Consider the following 15,591-nt stretch of genomic DNA (forward strand, 5'->3'; position numbering starts at 1 on the left):
CCGTCTATCTAAGCCAATCATATTGCGGCATCAGAGCTGGCGATATAGATTTAGTAAGGTGAAGACGTCGGTTGACCTAAATAAATGAGGTTGAATTATGAGTGTTCCTAACGCGAGCCTGGGTCTCGATGAGATCGACCAGCGGATGCTGGAGGCACTGGCGCGCAATGCCCGTATCTCGCTGAAGGAGCTGGCGGAAGCGGCCGGCTTGTCATCTCCGAGTGCAGCGGAGCGGTTACGCCGACTGGAGGAACGTGGCATCATCTCGGCCTTCACCGTGGATATCGCGCCGGAGGCGATCGGCTATCCCCTGCAGGCGATCGTCCGCATCCGGCCCTTGCCTGGCCAGTTGCATGTCGTCGAGCACATCATTCAGGAGACGCCGGAGTTCATAGAATGCGACAAGGTCACCGGTGACGATTGCTTTATCGGTCGATTGGTGGTGCGTTCGATGGGCGAACTTGATGGGATATTGGATAAGATCACCGAGAGGGCGGAGACGAACACATCGATGATCAAGGCAACACCGGTCAAGCGTCGCTTGCCGCCGCTTTCCCGTTAAAATTCCGCCATAGGCGAGAGCATGAGCGGCCCGAGAATATCATCCGCCGCTTTGCCGCGCGCCATCAGCATCGTGTGGCCCTCATAAGGCTGCAGCGATGTCTGGCAATCCAGTCGGTCCGGAGAAAAGCATATCTCGATACGATCGGGTTCGATATCAAGCGCGGAGACGATGGTCGCCAGCGAGGGAATGACCGTCCCTGCCACATCGAGAAGCCAGAACGTCGCGCCGTCGAACGTCCATGCAATGACCGCTTCATCCCCGAGCGCCGTCAGGCGGATCGCGGAATTGAAGGAGGCATTCAGCAGGAACATCTCCATCTGCCTGGCAACGGCAAACTGGGCGGAGACCGGCTGCCGGTTTTGCAGCAAGCTTTTGATCTGTCGCAGATCGTCCGGTGACTCGAGAGAAAGCTGCCGGGCAGTTAAGCCGGATTGCTGTAGCTTCGGCATCTTCGCGACGAAGAGGTGCTGCGGCAGGATACGAAAGCCGTAACGCTCGTATAGCGCCGGCTTGTCGGTGAGCAGGAGATCGAACTCGTAGCCTTCGGCCTCGGTTCGGGCAAAGGCACGCTGTATGAGGTCGCGATAGAGCCCGCGCCCACGCCATTCCGGCAGCACCGCGCCGGATTGATATCCTGCGGCTTTGACCGGCTTGCCGTTGATGATCAGCGGCATGGAGAAGGCGGTGAAATTGGCGACGCAACGGCCGTCGCCATCGAAGTAGCCAAACGGTGTGCTGCTTGGATCAGGGCCGCCAAATCGGTCCTGAATGCCGACGTCGATGGAGAACGTATCCTCCAGCAGGTCGACAAGACCCTTCCACGCAACAGGATCGCCGAAATAGTCCTGCCGCAGGGTCAGGCCATGCGTCTGGGCAATATCCGACATCACACGCCGGTCGAGCCGAAACCGCCTGCGCCGCGCGTGGTTTCGCTGATCTCCGCAATCTCGGCGATACGCACCTGCATGACCGGCGCGATGACCATCTGCGCGATGCGCATGCCACGGGTGATCTCGAACGGCTCCTCGCTGAGGTTGGCCAGCAGTACCTTCACTTCGCCTCGATAGTCGCTGTCGACGGTGCCGGGCGAGTTCAGGCAGGTGATGCCATGCTTGAAGGCAAGCCCGGAACGCGGGCGGATCTGTGCCTCGAAGCCTTCGGGAACTTCGAAAACAAAGCCCGTTGGAACGAGAACCCGAGTCCACGGTGCGATGATCAGCGTCGCACCGTCATCAACGGCGGCGCGCAGGTCCATACCGGCCGCGCCCTTGGTCTCGTAGGCGGGCAGCTCCAGGCCCTCGCCATGCGGCAGGCGAATGAGGTTCAGCGTCGGAGTGATGTCGGTGTGAATGGTCATGCGGCAATAGTTTGCGTTCGAAAGCCGGAGTCAATTGCATTTAGGGCTTTGAGTCGCTAGATACGGCCGCAATTCACAGGATTCACACGCATGGCTGAAAGTCTCGTCGAGGCGGTTTCCCGCCGCCGCACATTCGCTATTATCGCCCACCCGGATGCGGGCAAGACGACGCTCACTGAAAAGCTGCTGCTGTTCGGCGGCGCCATTCAGCTTGCCGGGGAAGTCAAGGCGAAGAAGGATCGTATGCAAACGCGCTCCGACTGGATGAAGATCGAGCGCGAGCGCGGCATCTCGGTCGTGACTTCGGTCATGACCTTCGAATATGAAGGCAACGTCTTCAACATTCTCGATACGCCCGGCCACGAGGACTTTGCCGACGACACCTATCGCACGCTGACGGCGGTCGACGCCGCGGTCATGGTCATCGACGCCGCCAAAGGTATCGAGCCGCGGACGCTGAAGCTGTTCGAAGTCTGCCGAATGCGCGACATCCCGATCATCACCTTCATCAACAAGATGGACCGCGAAAGCCGTGACCCCTTCGAGATTCTCGATGAGGTCGAAGAGAAGCTGGCTCTCGACACCGCGCCGATCACCTGGCCGATCGGCCGCTCCAAGACCTTCTGCGGCTCCTATCATCTGGCATCCAATACTGTTCGTGGTTCCGACACCGAGGTCACCGCGACCCCGGTCAATGGCCCGCAGGCAGTCGCTGACCGGTTGCCGGAAAACGAGCGCCAGGCCTTTATCGACGAGACGGAACTGGCGATCGAGGCCTGCCGTCCCTTCGACCGGGAATCCTTCCTCGAAGGCCATATGACGCCGGTCTTCTTCGGCTCGGCGCTGCGCAATTTCGGTGTCCGCGATCTCATCAACGCGCTCGGCGACTTCGCGCCGCCGCCACGCGATCAGGTTGCCGACATCAGGACGGTGCACGCCACCGACGACAAAATGACGGCCTTCGTCTTCAAGATCCAGGCGAACATGGACCCGAACCATCGCGACCGCATCGCCTTTGCCCGCATCTGCTCTGGCAAGCTGGAGCGCGGCATGAAGGCCCGGTTGTCGCGCACCGGCAAGCAGCTCGGCCTGACCGCGCCGCAATTCTTCTTCGCCTCGCAGCGCCAGCTTGCCGATACCGCCTATGCCGGCGATGTCGTCGGCATTCCGAACCACGGGACGCTGCGCATCGGCGATACGCTGACGGAAGGTGAATCCCTGGTCTTCCAGGGCGTGCCGAACTTCTCGCCGGAAATCCTTCGCCGTGTGCGCCTCGAAGACGCGATGAAGGCGAAGAAGCTGAAAGAGGCGTTGCAGCAGATGGCTGAAGAAGGCGTCGTGCAGCTCTTCTCGCCCGAAGATGGCTCGCCCGCCATCGTGGGCGTCGTCGGCGCCCTGCAGCTTGACGTCTTGAAGGAGCGGTTGATGGCCGAATACGGCCTGCCGGTTTCCTTCGAAATGTCGCGCTTCTCCGTCTGCCGCTGGATCTCGGCCGATCAGTCCGCCGATCTCGAAAAATTCGTCACCGCGCGCCGCGGCGATATCGCACGCGACCTCGACGGCGATCCGGTCTTCCTCGCCCAGGACGGCTTCTCGCTGCGCTACGAGGCAGAACGTTACCCGGCTATCAAGATGGTCGCGATCAAGGAATATCACGCCGTCAAGGCGGCATGATTCTGGAGCCGCTGCAGCCGCAGGCGATCAGCCTGTGGCCTTCAAGTTCTGCTCTCATGCATTCATCAGTTCTGCGTAGCGAGCCTCTGTGGCGTCATCCAGCGGAAACATGCATTCGACCCGCAGCTCCTGCGTCGTGATCATCTGCGGTGTTCCGACCGTCGTCACCAGCGAGAAAAATCTCAGAACATGCCCGTCCTTCACGAAGGACAGAGGGATGATCGGCGCATTCTCGATTGCCGGCGATGTCTGCCATTCGGGTTTCACATCCGGATAGGCAAGCAGGCTGTCGATCAGCTCCTTCGTCCGCACATCAATGACGCGGCCGACGGACTCGCGGAACACGCGCCACAGAAGGCTTTCGGCGGTCTTCTCCCAATCCGCAATGAAGGGTCGCATGCCCGAAGGGTCGAACATGAGATGCAGGAGATTGCGCGGTTTCGGGCGGGCGGCCATATCGGTGAAGTGACCGAAGAAGCGAAGCGTCGCATCATTGGTCATCAGCACATTCCAGTAGCGGTCCATGACGATGGCTGGAAATGGTTCGTGCTGGCGCAGCATACGCTTCAGCGCATTGGTAACGCCCTGCATCTCCTGATCGTCAAAACTTCCTTCGGAATAGATCGGCGCATAGCCGGCGGCGAGCAGCAGCGTGTTGCGCTCGCGGAATGGCACATCGAGGGCATCGGCGAGACGCAACACATTCTGGCGACCGGGCGTGCTTCTGCCGCTTTCGATAAAGCTGATCTGGCGTTGGGAGATGCCGGTGTCGAGAGAAAGCTCGAGCTGGCTCTTGCCGCGCGTGTCGCGCCATGCACGCAGGTGCGGGCCCAGCTCGTTCGGCAATCTCAGTTCTGCGGAGGAAGAGCTCATCCTGCAACGCCTCGCTTCGTTCGTTTGATATGGCGGGGCTGTGTTCGGCAGCCCCGCCAACGTCTTTTCTTATGAGAAGGCAACAGGCCCGACCGAACCGTACCAATGGCGCACTTTCGTCGGGTTTGCCTCATCCATGTAGAAAAAGTGCGTCATGACCGGCTTGACCACCGCCTGGGTGCGATCATTGGGCGTCATGGTCACGGTCCCACGGAACACTTTCAACGATCCGGCGTCCCAATATTCGGTGACATCATGCAATGCCGTGAAACCGGTGTCGATGAAGGCGCGCAGGTTCTGGCGAATGGTCTCGCGACCCTTCCAATCGGCAATACCGAGATTGCATGTGGCGTCTTCCGCCAGGCAATCAAAACCTTCGCCGAAGGTCTTGTCGTCGATTTCGCGCCAGAAGGCGAGCAGCCATTGCGGGGCTTCTGTCTTGGTGAATGACATCGTCGTCATGGATTTCTCCTGAGCCTGCCTTTGGAATGATGTCGTGGCCGTTGACGCCATGCCAGGCAAAAGCTCTCTTTCGTTGAAGGGCTAAAAGCTCTTCCTGCAAGAAGATGGTCTTTAGATACTCCAAGGCGGATGTCGCTCTCAATTACATGCGATGTAATGAAAGCGGCTCGATCGCGCCTCAAGACGACGTGATCGGTTCGGATGCGTTTCATTTTGGAATAGTGCCATCGCGATGTTCCATCCGATATAGCGCTATGCCATAGTGCCGCCCCGGGGTCCCCTCGATCAGAACGAGCAGCTTTGATGATGAAATTTCTTGCGGTTCTTGCTCTGGCCTTCGTTGGCCTGATGCCGGTCGCAGCCGAGGCGCGAATCATCACCGATGCGGCCGGACGCACGGTTTCCGTGCCGGACAAGATTAACCGCATTCTGGTGGCCGGGCCGCCGGCAACTGTGCTGGTCTATGTGCTGGCACCGGAAAAACTGGTGGGCTGGGTTCATGCGCCGGATGATGCCGCCAAGGCCTATCTGATGCCGTCGGTGCGGGCGCTGCCGACAATCGGGCGCCTGACGGGCAAGGACGGCACGATCGGCTCGAAGGCGGTCACGGACGCCAAGCCCGACATCATCCTCGATGCCGGCACGGTCGATCCCACCTACAAGGCGCTGGCAGACAAGGTGCAGAGCGAGACGGGCATTCCCTATATCCTCATCGACGGCAGCTTTGCCCGCACTGCCGATACGCTTCGCGATGTCGGCGCCCTGATCGGTGTCGAGGATCGCGCCAACAAGCTGGCCGACTATGCCGATTCGGCGATCAAGGACCTCAACGAGAAGTTGGCGACGCTGCCGAACGACCCGCGCCCGCGCGTCTATTACGGCCGCGGTGCCGATGGCCTCGAAACCGGGCTCTCCGGCTCGATCAACCTCGAAATTCTCGATGCCGTGGGCACGATGAATGTCGCTGCCGCTGCCGGCAAGGGCGGCCTCGCCAAGGTGACCGTTCAGCAGGTCGTCGGCTGGAATCCGGATATCATCATCGCCGAGAGCCCGGCTTTCGCCGCCTCGGTGAAGAGCGATCCGCAATGGGCCGGCATCAAGGCCGTCAAGGACGGCAAGATCTTCGTGCCGCCCTCCTTGCCCTTCGGCTGGTTCGACTCCCCGCCCGGCATCAACCGTTTGCTCGGGGTGCGCTGGATGGAGAAACTGCTCTATCCGAAGCTCTTCCGCAGCGATTTTTCCGACGATGTGAAGGAGTTCTACAAGCTGTTCTATCAGGTCGATCTGACCGACGATCAGCTGGCGGTATTGCTGAAGGGCATGAAGTAACCACGCCGACAAGGAAGGCATTGATGGTTCGGGAAAACGAAATTCGCGAAAACGAAGTGGCTGTCGAGCCACCCGCAGCCTCGGATGCCGGCCTTACCTTCATCGGCCGCATTTCGACACCCTGGACATCGCGCATGGAAACGCCGCGGCAGGGTCGCCACGACGGTCCGATCTGCCGGATCGAGATCTTCGAGCCCTGGGTGGCGGCGTTGAAAGGCGTTGAAGTTTTCGAGCGGCTGGAGGTTCTCTATTGGCTGGATCGGTCTCGCCGGGATCTCGTGCTGCAGAGCCCGGCCAGCAGCGGCAAGGTACACGGCACCTTCTCGCTGCGCTCGCCAGTGCGGCCCAATCCCATCGGCACATCCATCGTCAAGCTGGAAGCTGTCGAGGGTGCCATGCTACTGGTGCGCGGCCTGGATTGCCTGGATGGCACGCCCTTGCTCGATCTGAAGCCGGATCGCACCCTGTTCAAGCCGATCGCGCCGCCGCAGCCTGGAGATTTCCAGAGCGGCGACGGCGAGGCGGCGCATTACTGCCAGAAGCGAGACGCTTAGATTGCCTCATACCGCTTCGCACTTTTCCTGGAATTGCTTTAGTCGACGGCGACCATGACGTCGGATGCCTTGATGACGGCATAGGCCGAGGCGCCGACCGTCAGGCCCAGCTCATCGACAGCCTCGTTGGTGATCGAGGAGGTGACAATCGAGCCGTTGCCGATGTCGATGCGGACATGCGCCGTCGTCGCACCCTTGGTGATTTCGACGACCTTGCCCTTGAGGCGGTTTCTTGCGCTGATTTTCATGGATATTTCTCCCTTGTAACCGGCGCGACCATATCGCCTCGGCTGGTGCTGGGCTACCGAAATCCTATTCGCCTCGGGGATAGCGCTGGTTCTCCTCAAGCACGTTGAGGTCCATGTGGTTGCGCATGTAGCGTTCCGATGCCTTCTGCAAAGGCTGGTAATCCCAAGGATAATAGGCACCATTGCGGAGCGCGGTGTAAACAACCCATCGCCGCGCCTGGCTTTCGCGCACCGCAGCGTCGAAGTTCGCAAGGTTCCAGCGCTCCATGGCCTGTGCCGTCAGGCGCTTCAACGTGTCTGCGTAGGCGGGATCTTGCGCCAGATTGTTCAGCTCCTTCGGGTCCGCATCGATGTCGAAAAGCAGGGGTGGGTCCAGCTCGCAAAGCGTCAGCTTGTAGTTGCCGTCGCGCAAGGCCACGAGCGGCGCTTCGGAGCCTTCCGCTGCATATTCCATCGGCACGGGGCTGCGGCCTCCGGTTCCAAGAGCGAGCGGCGTCAAGTCTTCGCCGTCGGTCCAGCGGCGCAGCGAGGCAATGTCGATGCCGGCGAGTGCCGCCAGCGTCGGCGTGACGTCGAGCGTCGATACCGGCTGGTCGATCCGCTTTGGCTGCCAGCCGGGAGCCGCGATCATCAGCGGCACGCGGGCCGAACCCTCGAAGAAGTTCATCTTGAACCAGAGACCACGCTCGCCGAGCATGTCGCCATGGTCCGAGACGAAGAGGATGATGGTGTTGTCGGCCATGCGGCCGCGCTCGAGCGTTTCCAGGATCTCGCCGATCTTCTCGTCGACATAGGAGATGTTGGCGAAATAGCCGCGCCGCGCCCGGCGGATCTGTTCCGGCGTGATGTCGAAGGCAGTGTGATCGCAGGCCTTCATCAGCCGCTGCGAATGAGGGTCCTGCTGGTCGAAGGGGATTTCGCCGACTTCAGGGTCGAGTGCCGGGCAATCCTCATAGAGGTCCCAGAAGCGGCGGCGCGCGACATAGGGGTCGTGCGGATGCGTGAAACTGACGGTCAGGCACCACGGCCGCTCGTCATGCCGGCGCGAGAGATCGTAGAGTTTGCGATTGGCGTGATAGGCAACCTCGTCGTCATATTCCATCTGGTTGGTGATCTCGGCAATACCGGCGCCGGTCACCGAGCCGAGATTGTGATACCACCAGTCGATGCGTTCACCGGGCTTGGTATAGTCAGGCGTCCAGCCGAAATCGGCAGGATAGATGTCTGTGGTCAGCCGCTCCTCGAAGCCGTGCATCTGGTCCGGGCCGACGAAATGCATCTTGCCGGACAGCGCCGTCTGGTAGCCGGCGGCGCGCAGGTGATGCGCGAAGGTCGGAATGTCCGAGCAGAACTCTGCCGCGTTGTCGTAGACGCGGGTGCGGCTCGGCAGCTGCCCGGACATGAAGGAAGCGCGCGCCGGTGCGCAGAGCGGGCTTGCCGTATAGCTGTTGGCAAAGCGCACCGAGCGCTTCGCCAGAGCCTTCAGCACCGGAGCGTGCAGGAACTCGGCCGGGCCATCGGGAAAGAATGTCCCGTTGAACTGATCGACCATGAGGATGAGGATATTCGGGCGGGACATGCGGGTGTCTTTCTTGAAGATCAGAGGCCGATGGCGGCTTTGACGGCGTCGAGGCCGGGCTTGCCGTCGATAGTGGTGACGCCGGCAAGCCAGGGCGTCAAGGCATCCGGATGCGCCTTCAGCCAGGCGGTTGCCGCGTCCTTGGCGCTGTCGCCGCCGAGGATCGAGCCCATTAGCGAATTCTCCATGCCGATGTCGAAGGTCAGGTTATGGAAGAGCTTGGCGGCATTCGGGCATTGAGCTGCCCAGCCGGTGCGCGCCAGCGTGTAGACTTCGGCGCCACCGTAATTCGCGCCGAAATAGGCGTCGCCGCCGGAGAGATAGGCAATCTTGAAATGCTCGTTCATCGGATGCGGCGCCCAGGCGAGGAAGACGATCGCCTGCTTGTCCTTCGAGGCTCGCTCCACCTGCGACAACATCGCCTGCTCGCTCGATTCCACCAGTTCCCAGCCCTTGAGACCGAAGTCGTTGGCATCGATCATCTTCTGGATATTGGCATTGGCCGGCGCACCCGGCTCGATGCCGTAGATCTTGCGGTCGAAATCATCGCCATGCTTCTGCAGATCGGAAAAATCCTTGATGCCCTTGTCGGCGACATAGGTCGGGACGGCGAGCGTGAACTTCGCGCCCTCAAGATTGCGGTTCAACACCTCGGCTGCCTTCGCCTTGTCGAGATCATCGACGAAGGCCTTCTGCGCCGGCATCCAGTTGCCGAGGAACACGTCGATCTCGCCCGTCTTCATCGCCTGGTAGCCGATGGGCACGGAGAGCGTCTTGATGTCGGGCTCGTAGCCAAGCGCGGTCAAGAGCACGCCGGTTACGCCATTAGTCGAGGTGATGTCGGTCCAGCCGGGGTCGGACAGGTGAATCGTCCTGCAGTTGTCGCCATCGGCTCGGGCGATACCGGCAAAGGAAAGGACGGAAAGAAGAGCGCCGGCGGCGAGCCGACCCATTGCAGACATGCGCATGACGATGTTCCCTCTTGTTATTGGATTATTTTATTGAACATCACTAGAGTTATCGCTGTGAAGCATGCATTTTTCGATAGATGCCAAAAGGAAATTTTATGGCTGAACGTCTCGTCGATCTGGGCTGGCTGCGGATCTTCCTGGAAGTGGGCCGCTCCGGCAGCCTGTCCGCCGCCGCTACAACGCTCGGCCTGACGCAACCGGCCGTCAGCTATCAGATCCGCCGCATCGAGGAGCAGATGGGCGTGCCCCTGTTTCGCCGGCAGCATCGCGGCGTCGCGCTCTCGCCGGAAGGGCAGCGACTGTTCGAGATCGTCGAAAAGTCCGTCGGCAGCGTCGACAACCTGGTGCGCAGCTTCCGTATCGAGGCGGAGCGCCCGTCCGTTCGTCTGCGCACGGATTATGCCTTTTCCGCTCTCTGGCTGATCCCGCGCATGCACGCATTCCGGCTTCTTCATCCGGAAGTGGATATTCAGATCGTCGCCACGCAGCGGCTGGATCGCGGTGCGCCGGAGAGCGGCGATATCACCGTCTTCTTCGGCACTCGCAGCGAATTCGGTCCGGCCGCCACATTGCTTCTGCCGGAGAAGGTCGTACCGATCTGCACCAGGGGTTTTGCGGAGCGCCACGGCCTGTTCGCCGATCCCTCGCAGCTTGCCGGCATCACGCTGGTCCATCTCGATTCGGAGATGCCGTCGCCCTGGTTCGACTGGGAAAGCTATCTCTCTGGCTTTGGCATTGCCCGGGATGCTTATGCCGGCCGCGGTGACCTGCGCTTCAATACCTATTCGCTCGTCGTGCAGGCAGCCCTGAGCGAGCAGGGCGTCGCCATCGGCTGGGTGGGCCTCGTCGATTCCCTGCTGGCCGCCCGCACACTGGTGACGGCAGGCCCTGTGCTGGAGGCGCCGGAGCGCGGCTACTGGCTGCTGCCGCCATCGGCGCCGAATCCGCATGCCGAGCAGTTGGCGCAATGGCTGCTCACTGAGGCCGCCGTCGAGCAGCTGTGACCTATTCTGAGGTGAGATCGTTGAGAAAGGTCTCGCACCAGTGCGATACATCGTGCTCCAGCAGATAGTCCATCATGCCGCGCCAGCGCTCCTGTCGCTCCTGCAGCGGCATGTTGACGGCGCGCGCCAGCGCATTGGCGGTGCCGTCGACATCATAGGGGTTGACCAGCAGCGCGCCCTTCAGCTTTCGCGCCGCGCCGGCAAAGCGCGACAGTACCAGCACGCCGGGATTGTCGGGGTCCTGTGCAGCGACATATTCCTTGGCGACGAGGTTCATACCGTCGCGCAGTGGCGTTACCAGCCCGACTTTCGCGAGCCTGTAGAGACCGGCCAGTATCGGACGGCTGATTGAGCGGTTGATGTAGCGGATCGGCACCCAGTCGACCGTGCCGATCGCGCCGTTGACCCGGCCGGCCTGTTCGGCGACGGCGTGCTGCATCGCCTCGTATTCCGGCACCTCCGACCGCGATTTCGGGGTGATCTGCAGATAGGTGACGCTGCGCTGGTGAGCAGGATTGTTGGTGATGAAGCGTTCGAAGGCATCGATACGCTGGGTGATACCCTTGGAGTAGTCGAGCCGGTCGACGCCAAGGATCAGGTCGCGGCCTTCGATGCTTTTGCGCACCCTCTGCACCATACTGTGCGACGCGGCCCTGCGGGCGAATTCGGCAAAGCCCGCCGTCTCGATGCCGATCGAGTATGCGCCGCCGCGAAAATCATGGCCATGAGCGCTGAAATGGCCGGGGCTTTTCTCGATGCCCATGCCTTCGCGCTTCAGGCAGCCCGCGAAGTTTTCGAGATCGTGATCGGTCTGGAAGCCGAGCAGGTCATAGGAGGAGAGGCCCCGCATGATCTCCTCGTGCACCGGCATGGCGAGCACGACGTCTGCCGGCGGCCACGGAATGTGCAGGAAGAAGCCGATACGGTTCTTCAAGCCCATCTGCCGCAGCTCCGCCGCCAGTGGAATAAGGTGGTAGTCATGCACCCAGATGATGTCGTCAGGCTCGATCAGGGGGGCAAGCCGGTGGGCAAAGAAGCGGTTGACGCGGAAATAGCCGGTCATTTCCTTGCGGGCATATTCGGCAAGATCGAGCCTGTAATGGCAGATGGGCCAGAGCACGCGGTTGGCAAAGCCCTGGTAATATTCCTCGACATCGGTTTGAGTGAGGTCGGTCAGCGCATAGGTGATGTTGCCGTCCTGCGTCATCTGCAGCGGCTCGGGCTCGACATCGCCGCTCGATTTGCCGGACCAGCCCATCCAAATGCCACCGCGCTCGGCAAGGGCTGCCTGCAGCGCCACGGCAAGGCCGCCCGCGGCTGCAGCACCCTTGTGATCGGGCACGGAAACGCGATTGGAAACGATGATGAGACGGCTCACGAATTCTTCCTTTCGAGAAGGCTGAAGCAATTCCAGGAAAAGTGCGCAGCGCCGTTCCGTTCGGAATTACGGGGAAATAAGCAGCTGGTGGGGCGCCGAAGTGATCGACGGATTACTTGACGAGCGCTGCCAGCACGTCTCTTAAACGCGCGGGCGAGGCAATGGATGCACGCGCCAGCGTTTTTCCGTTGCCCTCTCCGATGCGCACGGATTGGCCGCCGAGACGGTTGGCGGCGGCAAACATCGTCTCGTCGGTCACGTCGTCGCCGATCGTAACCGGGCGGCGGCCCTCGAAGGGCTCTTCGGCAAGAAACGCCTCGACGGCATGTCCCTTGCTGGCGTGGGACGGGCAGATTTCGACCACCATCTTGCCGCACTGAAGGGTCCAGTCCGGCCCGGCTTCCTCCAGATGGCGCTGCATGGCCTCGCCGATCTCGGCCTCGTAGGCGGATGCATGCCGAAAGTGAACGGCGACCGCAGCCCCCTTGTCCTCGACGATGGCGCCCGGCCAAGCCAGAGCCTCATTCCGGATCAGCTGTTTCATTTCCTGGAAGGCGGGTGGGATATGAGCGCGCCGCAGCCGCCCGGCCGCATCGCGTCGTTCCGCACCATGCAGGCCGGCGACGGGAAAACGAAACGGCGCAAAAAGGGGATCGACGAATTCGATGGCCCGGCCGGTCACCAAGGCCAGCGCGCCGCCGAGCTGGCGGGAGAGCGCATGCAGAGTGCCGGGCAGATAGTCCGGAACGACGATCGCTTCCGGCGTTTCGGCGAGATCGAGCAGGGTTCCGTCGATATCGAGGAACAAGGCCCAGTCATGAGGATACAATGAGAGTGCGGTAAGGGCCGGCTCTTTCAGCGGCCTCGGTTCGGCTTCGCCCTGTTCGGGCTGTTCCTGAGAAGACATGCTGCCTTAGCTAAGGCGCTCTTCCCGTTCGGCAAGGAAAAAAATGAAATTGCTTGCGAGGGATCGGCGGCAATCGCCCCCATAATGACGCCTACAAATGCAAAAGGGGCCGCCTTAAGCGACCCCCCATGAGCTTTGGCCCGTAACTGGCCTGAAGCGGCGAACGCTTCGGGAAGGTGTTGGTCAGAGCGAGGGCTGCCTCGCAACGTTCACAACCATTTCCATGCCAAATACCAAGACCGAAATCCCACTAGACATTGGATCACCTTCCTTTCGTTACGTTTCAGACAAGCCAAAGGTAGCTCAAATTCGAGCCGATGCAAGGGGTTCGATCTATGGGAGCTTCACACTTCTTGTCGCATCGAAATCTCTTGCGCTGCCCTATCTCCCGTAAAAGCCCTGCCGCAGCGGCTTCACGAAGAAAATGTTGCGACGCGAAACGTGATCGGACGAGGCGTCAAATATCTGTCATGTTGCAGATCATAGGATGAAAAATTAAGACTTTATTACCCATTCTGCATAAACAATTGTCCAAGATTTGCCATTCTCCCGCGGGACAGGAAGACAGCGGGAATCGGAGTATAAAGACGCATGTGTCGCTGGGCAGCCTATCGTGGAGACCCCCTCTATCTGGAGGAGCTGGTGTCTTCGCCCGCCCACTCTCTGATCGAACAATCCCATTGCGCCACGCGCGCGAAGACGGCAACCAACGGCGATGGTTTTGGCATCGCCTGGTATGGTGATCGGCCGGAGCCCGGCCGTTATCGCGACATCCTGCCCGCCTGGTCCGATTGCAATCTGAAGAGCCTGGCGCGGCAGATCCGCTCGCCGCTGTTCCTCGCCCACGTCCGTGCCGCGACCGGCGGCGGCACGCGCCGCGACAATTGCCATCCCTTCGTCTTCGAGAACTGGTCGTTCCAGCACAATGGCCAGATTTCCAATTTCGACCGTTTGCGCCGGCCGATGGAAGCCATGCTTGATGACCGGCTGTTCCACGCCCGCAGTGGTACCACCGATTCCGAGCTGTTGTTCCTGCTGGCGACGCAGTTCGGCCTGGCAACGAATCCGATTGCGGCGATCGCCGAGACCATCGGTTTCGTCGAGGGCCTGTCGGTTCATTTGGTCGGCTCGGTGCTGGTGCGTTTCACGGCAGCCTTTTCCGACGGCAAATTGCTCTATGCCATCCGCTATGCGACCGACCGCAAGGCGCCGACGCTCTACGCATCGCCGGTCGGCTCCGGATATTGCCTCGTCTCGGAGCCGCTGAACGACGATGTCGATGCCTGGCGTGAGATCCCCGACGGCAGTGCCGTCCTGATCGACGAGGCAGGCGTGCACGTCTCGCCCTTCGAGCCGGAAGAGCGTGCAGCCGGAGAGACCCCGACGCCTGCTGCTATCCCTGCTTGAATTGTTCTGAAATCAGCGCCGCCAGCCGCACGGCTACTTCATCCTTGTCGAGGTCGGGCCACTGCTCGACGCCGTGATGGCTGATGATCTTCACGCGGTTGTGCGTGCCGCCCATGATGCCGGTTGCCGGTGACACGTCGTTGGCGACGATGAAGTCAGCACCCTTGCGTTCCAGCTTCGCGCGGGCATTGCTCTCGACATCCTGCGTCTCGGCGGCAAAGCCGATGACGAGTTTCGGCCGCTGCGTGTGATGGCCGACGGTCTTCAAGATATCGGGGTTCTCGGTGAGCGCCAACGTTGGGATCGACTCGCCCGGATGCTTCTTGATCTTCTGATCTGAGGCGGAAGCGACGCGCCAGTCGGCAACTGCTGCTACCATGACGGCGATATCCGCCGGCAGAGCAGCCAGAACGGCATCACGCATCTCATCGGCACGCTCGACATGAATGACATTGAGACCGACTGGATCGGGTATGGTGACGGGGCCGGAAACGAGGGTGACATCGGCACCGAGTGCCGCAAGTGCAGAGGCAATCGCATGGCCCTGCCGTCCGGACGAGCGGTTGGCAATGTAGCGTACCGGGTCGATCGGCTCGTGCGTCGGCCCGGAGCTGACGATCGCCTTCTTGCCGGCAAGCGGCTTGGCGCCGTCATCCAGACGTCTCTCGATGGCTGCGACGATATCGAGCGGTTCTGCCATGCGGCCCGCGCCGCTTTCGCCGCTCTCGGCCATTTCGCCTGTCATCGGCCCGACGAAGGCGATGCCATCGCCACGCAGCGTCTCGATGTTGCGTTTGGTGGCCGGATGCGACCACATTTTCGGGTTCATGGCGGGGGCGGCGAGAACAGGTTTGTTCGTCGCCAGCAATATGGTCGAGGCAAGATCGTCGGCCAGCCCGTTCGCCATCTTGGCGAGCAGGTCGGCAGTCGCAGGCGCGATCAGCACGAGGTCGCAGTCGCGCGCCAGCCTGATGTGGCCGACATCCTGTTCGTCCTCTCGCGAAAACAGATCGGTGAAGACATGGTCGGCGGCAAGCGCGCCGACGGCAAGCGGCGTGATGAACTGCTGTGCGCCAGCCGTCATGACCGGCCGCACGCTCGCATCGCGCTCGCGCAGCCGGCGAATGAGGTCGAGGCTTTTATAGGCCGCGATGCCGCCGGAGATGATGAGGAGAATGCGCTTTCCTGCGAGAACCATGCCTGAACCCGTCGTCTGTTCTTTTGCCCACAAGCCTAAGCCTTTGGTGTGTCATAGGCAATCGCCGCGTGCTTCCTTCGAACTC

Annotated in this window: 16 protein-coding genes; 6 read left to right on the forward strand and 10 right to left on the reverse strand. The window is 61.2% G+C overall.

Features of this window, described 5'->3' with window-relative positions; all coding sequences use genetic code 11:
• The first annotated feature begins 97 nt into the window (after positions 1-97).
• Positions 98-562, forward strand: a complete 465-nt coding sequence (locus GA0061103_RS21790) for an Lrp/AsnC family transcriptional regulator (protein ID WP_092714876.1) — start codon at positions 98-100, stop codon at positions 560-562.
• Here the strand turns inward: GA0061103_RS21790 and GA0061103_RS21795 are convergent.
• The gene (locus GA0061103_RS21795; protein ID WP_092714878.1) at positions 559-1,452 is read right to left on the reverse strand and encodes a GNAT family N-acetyltransferase; all 894 of its coding nucleotides are present in this window, start codon (positions 1,450-1,452) and stop codon (positions 559-561) included. The genes GA0061103_RS21790 and GA0061103_RS21795 overlap by 4 nt on opposite strands.
• Positions 1,452-1,922: a dUTP diphosphatase gene (gene dut, locus GA0061103_RS21800; protein ID WP_092714879.1), complete on the reverse strand. Its 471-nt coding sequence runs from the start codon at positions 1,920-1,922 to the stop codon at positions 1,452-1,454. The genes GA0061103_RS21795 and dut overlap by 1 nt, the downstream gene beginning before the upstream one ends.
• Before the next feature lie 90 nt (positions 1,923-2,012).
• On the opposite strand from dut, the gene GA0061103_RS21805 reads away from it, so the two are divergent.
• Positions 2,013-3,596: a peptide chain release factor 3 gene (locus GA0061103_RS21805; RefSeq protein ID WP_092714881.1), complete on the forward strand. Its 1,584-nt coding sequence runs from the start codon at positions 2,013-2,015 to the stop codon at positions 3,594-3,596.
• 54 nt (positions 3,597-3,650) lie between these two features.
• Here GA0061103_RS21805 and GA0061103_RS21810 read toward each other — a convergent pair whose 3' ends face one another.
• Together GA0061103_RS21810 and GA0061103_RS21815 are read right to left on the reverse strand one after the other, a co-directional pair.
• Complete coding sequence (locus GA0061103_RS21810) at positions 3,651-4,469, reverse strand: helix-turn-helix domain-containing protein (RefSeq protein ID WP_092714883.1); 819 nt, start codon at positions 4,467-4,469, stop codon at positions 3,651-3,653.
• A 69-nt stretch (positions 4,470-4,538) separates the two neighbouring features.
• The gene (locus tag GA0061103_RS21815; protein WP_092714885.1) at positions 4,539-4,931 is read right to left on the reverse strand and encodes a nuclear transport factor 2 family protein; all 393 of its coding nucleotides are present in this window, start codon (positions 4,929-4,931) and stop codon (positions 4,539-4,541) included.
• 303 nt (positions 4,932-5,234) lie between these two features.
• Here GA0061103_RS21815 and GA0061103_RS21820 point away from each other — a divergent pair, with 303 nt between their 5' ends.
• Positions 5,235-6,260, forward strand: a complete 1,026-nt coding sequence (locus GA0061103_RS21820) for an iron ABC transporter substrate-binding protein (protein WP_092714887.1) — start codon at positions 5,235-5,237, stop codon at positions 6,258-6,260.
• A gap of 23 nt (positions 6,261-6,283) precedes the next feature.
• Entirely contained in the window at positions 6,284-6,814 is a 531-nt protein-coding gene (gene tsaA, locus GA0061103_RS21825) for a tRNA (N6-threonylcarbamoyladenosine(37)-N6)-methyltransferase TrmO (protein ID WP_092714889.1), read from the forward strand.
• Positions 6,815-6,852: 38 nt separating this feature from the next.
• Here the strand turns inward: tsaA and GA0061103_RS21830 are convergent, their stop codons facing one another.
• The 3 genes from GA0061103_RS21830 to GA0061103_RS21840 all read right to left on the reverse strand — a co-directional run bounded on the left by GA0061103_RS21830 (position 6,853) and on the right by GA0061103_RS21840 (position 9,609).
• Entirely contained in the window at positions 6,853-7,062 is a 210-nt protein-coding gene (locus tag GA0061103_RS21830) for a TOBE domain-containing protein (protein WP_004108310.1), read from the reverse strand.
• Positions 7,063-7,126: 64 nt separating this feature from the next.
• Positions 7,127-8,641 (reverse strand): choline-sulfatase, encoded by a 1,515-nt coding sequence (gene betC / locus GA0061103_RS21835; protein WP_092714891.1) that lies wholly within the window; start codon positions 8,639-8,641, stop codon positions 7,127-7,129.
• Between the two features lie 20 nt (positions 8,642-8,661).
• A complete protein-coding gene (locus tag GA0061103_RS21840) occupies positions 8,662-9,609 on the reverse strand; it encodes a choline ABC transporter substrate-binding protein (protein ID WP_245304840.1) in 948 nt (315 codons plus the stop codon).
• Positions 9,610-9,707: 98 nt separating this feature from the next.
• Here GA0061103_RS21840 and GA0061103_RS21845 point away from each other — a divergent pair, with 98 nt between their 5' ends.
• Positions 9,708-10,616 carry a choline sulfate utilization transcriptional regulator gene (locus tag GA0061103_RS21845; RefSeq protein ID WP_092714893.1) on the forward strand — a complete coding sequence of 303 codons (909 nt, stop codon included), beginning with the start codon at positions 9,708-9,710 and terminating at the stop codon, positions 10,614-10,616.
• A 1-nt stretch (position 10,617) separates the two neighbouring features.
• Here GA0061103_RS21845 and otsA read toward each other — a convergent pair whose 3' ends face one another.
• Positions 10,618-11,994 (reverse strand): alpha,alpha-trehalose-phosphate synthase (UDP-forming), encoded by a 1,377-nt coding sequence (gene otsA / locus GA0061103_RS21850; RefSeq protein WP_092714895.1) that lies wholly within the window; start codon positions 11,992-11,994, stop codon positions 10,618-10,620.
• Positions 11,995-12,106: 112 nt separating this feature from the next.
• Positions 12,107-12,901 (reverse strand): trehalose-phosphatase, encoded by a 795-nt coding sequence (gene otsB / locus GA0061103_RS21855; protein WP_092714896.1) that lies wholly within the window; start codon positions 12,899-12,901, stop codon positions 12,107-12,109.
• A gap of 591 nt (positions 12,902-13,492) precedes the next feature.
• Between otsB and GA0061103_RS21860 the strand changes: the two genes are divergently transcribed.
• On the forward strand, positions 13,493-14,308 hold the full coding sequence (locus GA0061103_RS21860) for a class II glutamine amidotransferase (RefSeq protein ID WP_092714898.1): 816 nt from the start codon (positions 13,493-13,495) through the stop codon (positions 14,306-14,308).
• Here GA0061103_RS21860 and coaBC read toward each other — a convergent pair.
• Positions 14,295-15,506, reverse strand: a complete 1,212-nt coding sequence (gene coaBC / locus GA0061103_RS21865) for a bifunctional phosphopantothenoylcysteine decarboxylase/phosphopantothenate--cysteine ligase CoaBC (protein WP_092714900.1) — start codon at positions 15,504-15,506, stop codon at positions 14,295-14,297. The two genes, GA0061103_RS21860 and coaBC, sit on opposite strands and share 14 nt — an antisense overlap.
• Positions 15,507-15,591: the final 85 nt, after the last annotated feature.

Origin of the sequence: Martinezella multihospitum, from assembly GCF_900094585.1 — a bacterium.
Lineage (GTDB): Bacteria > Pseudomonadota > Alphaproteobacteria > Rhizobiales > Rhizobiaceae > Rhizobium > Rhizobium multihospitium.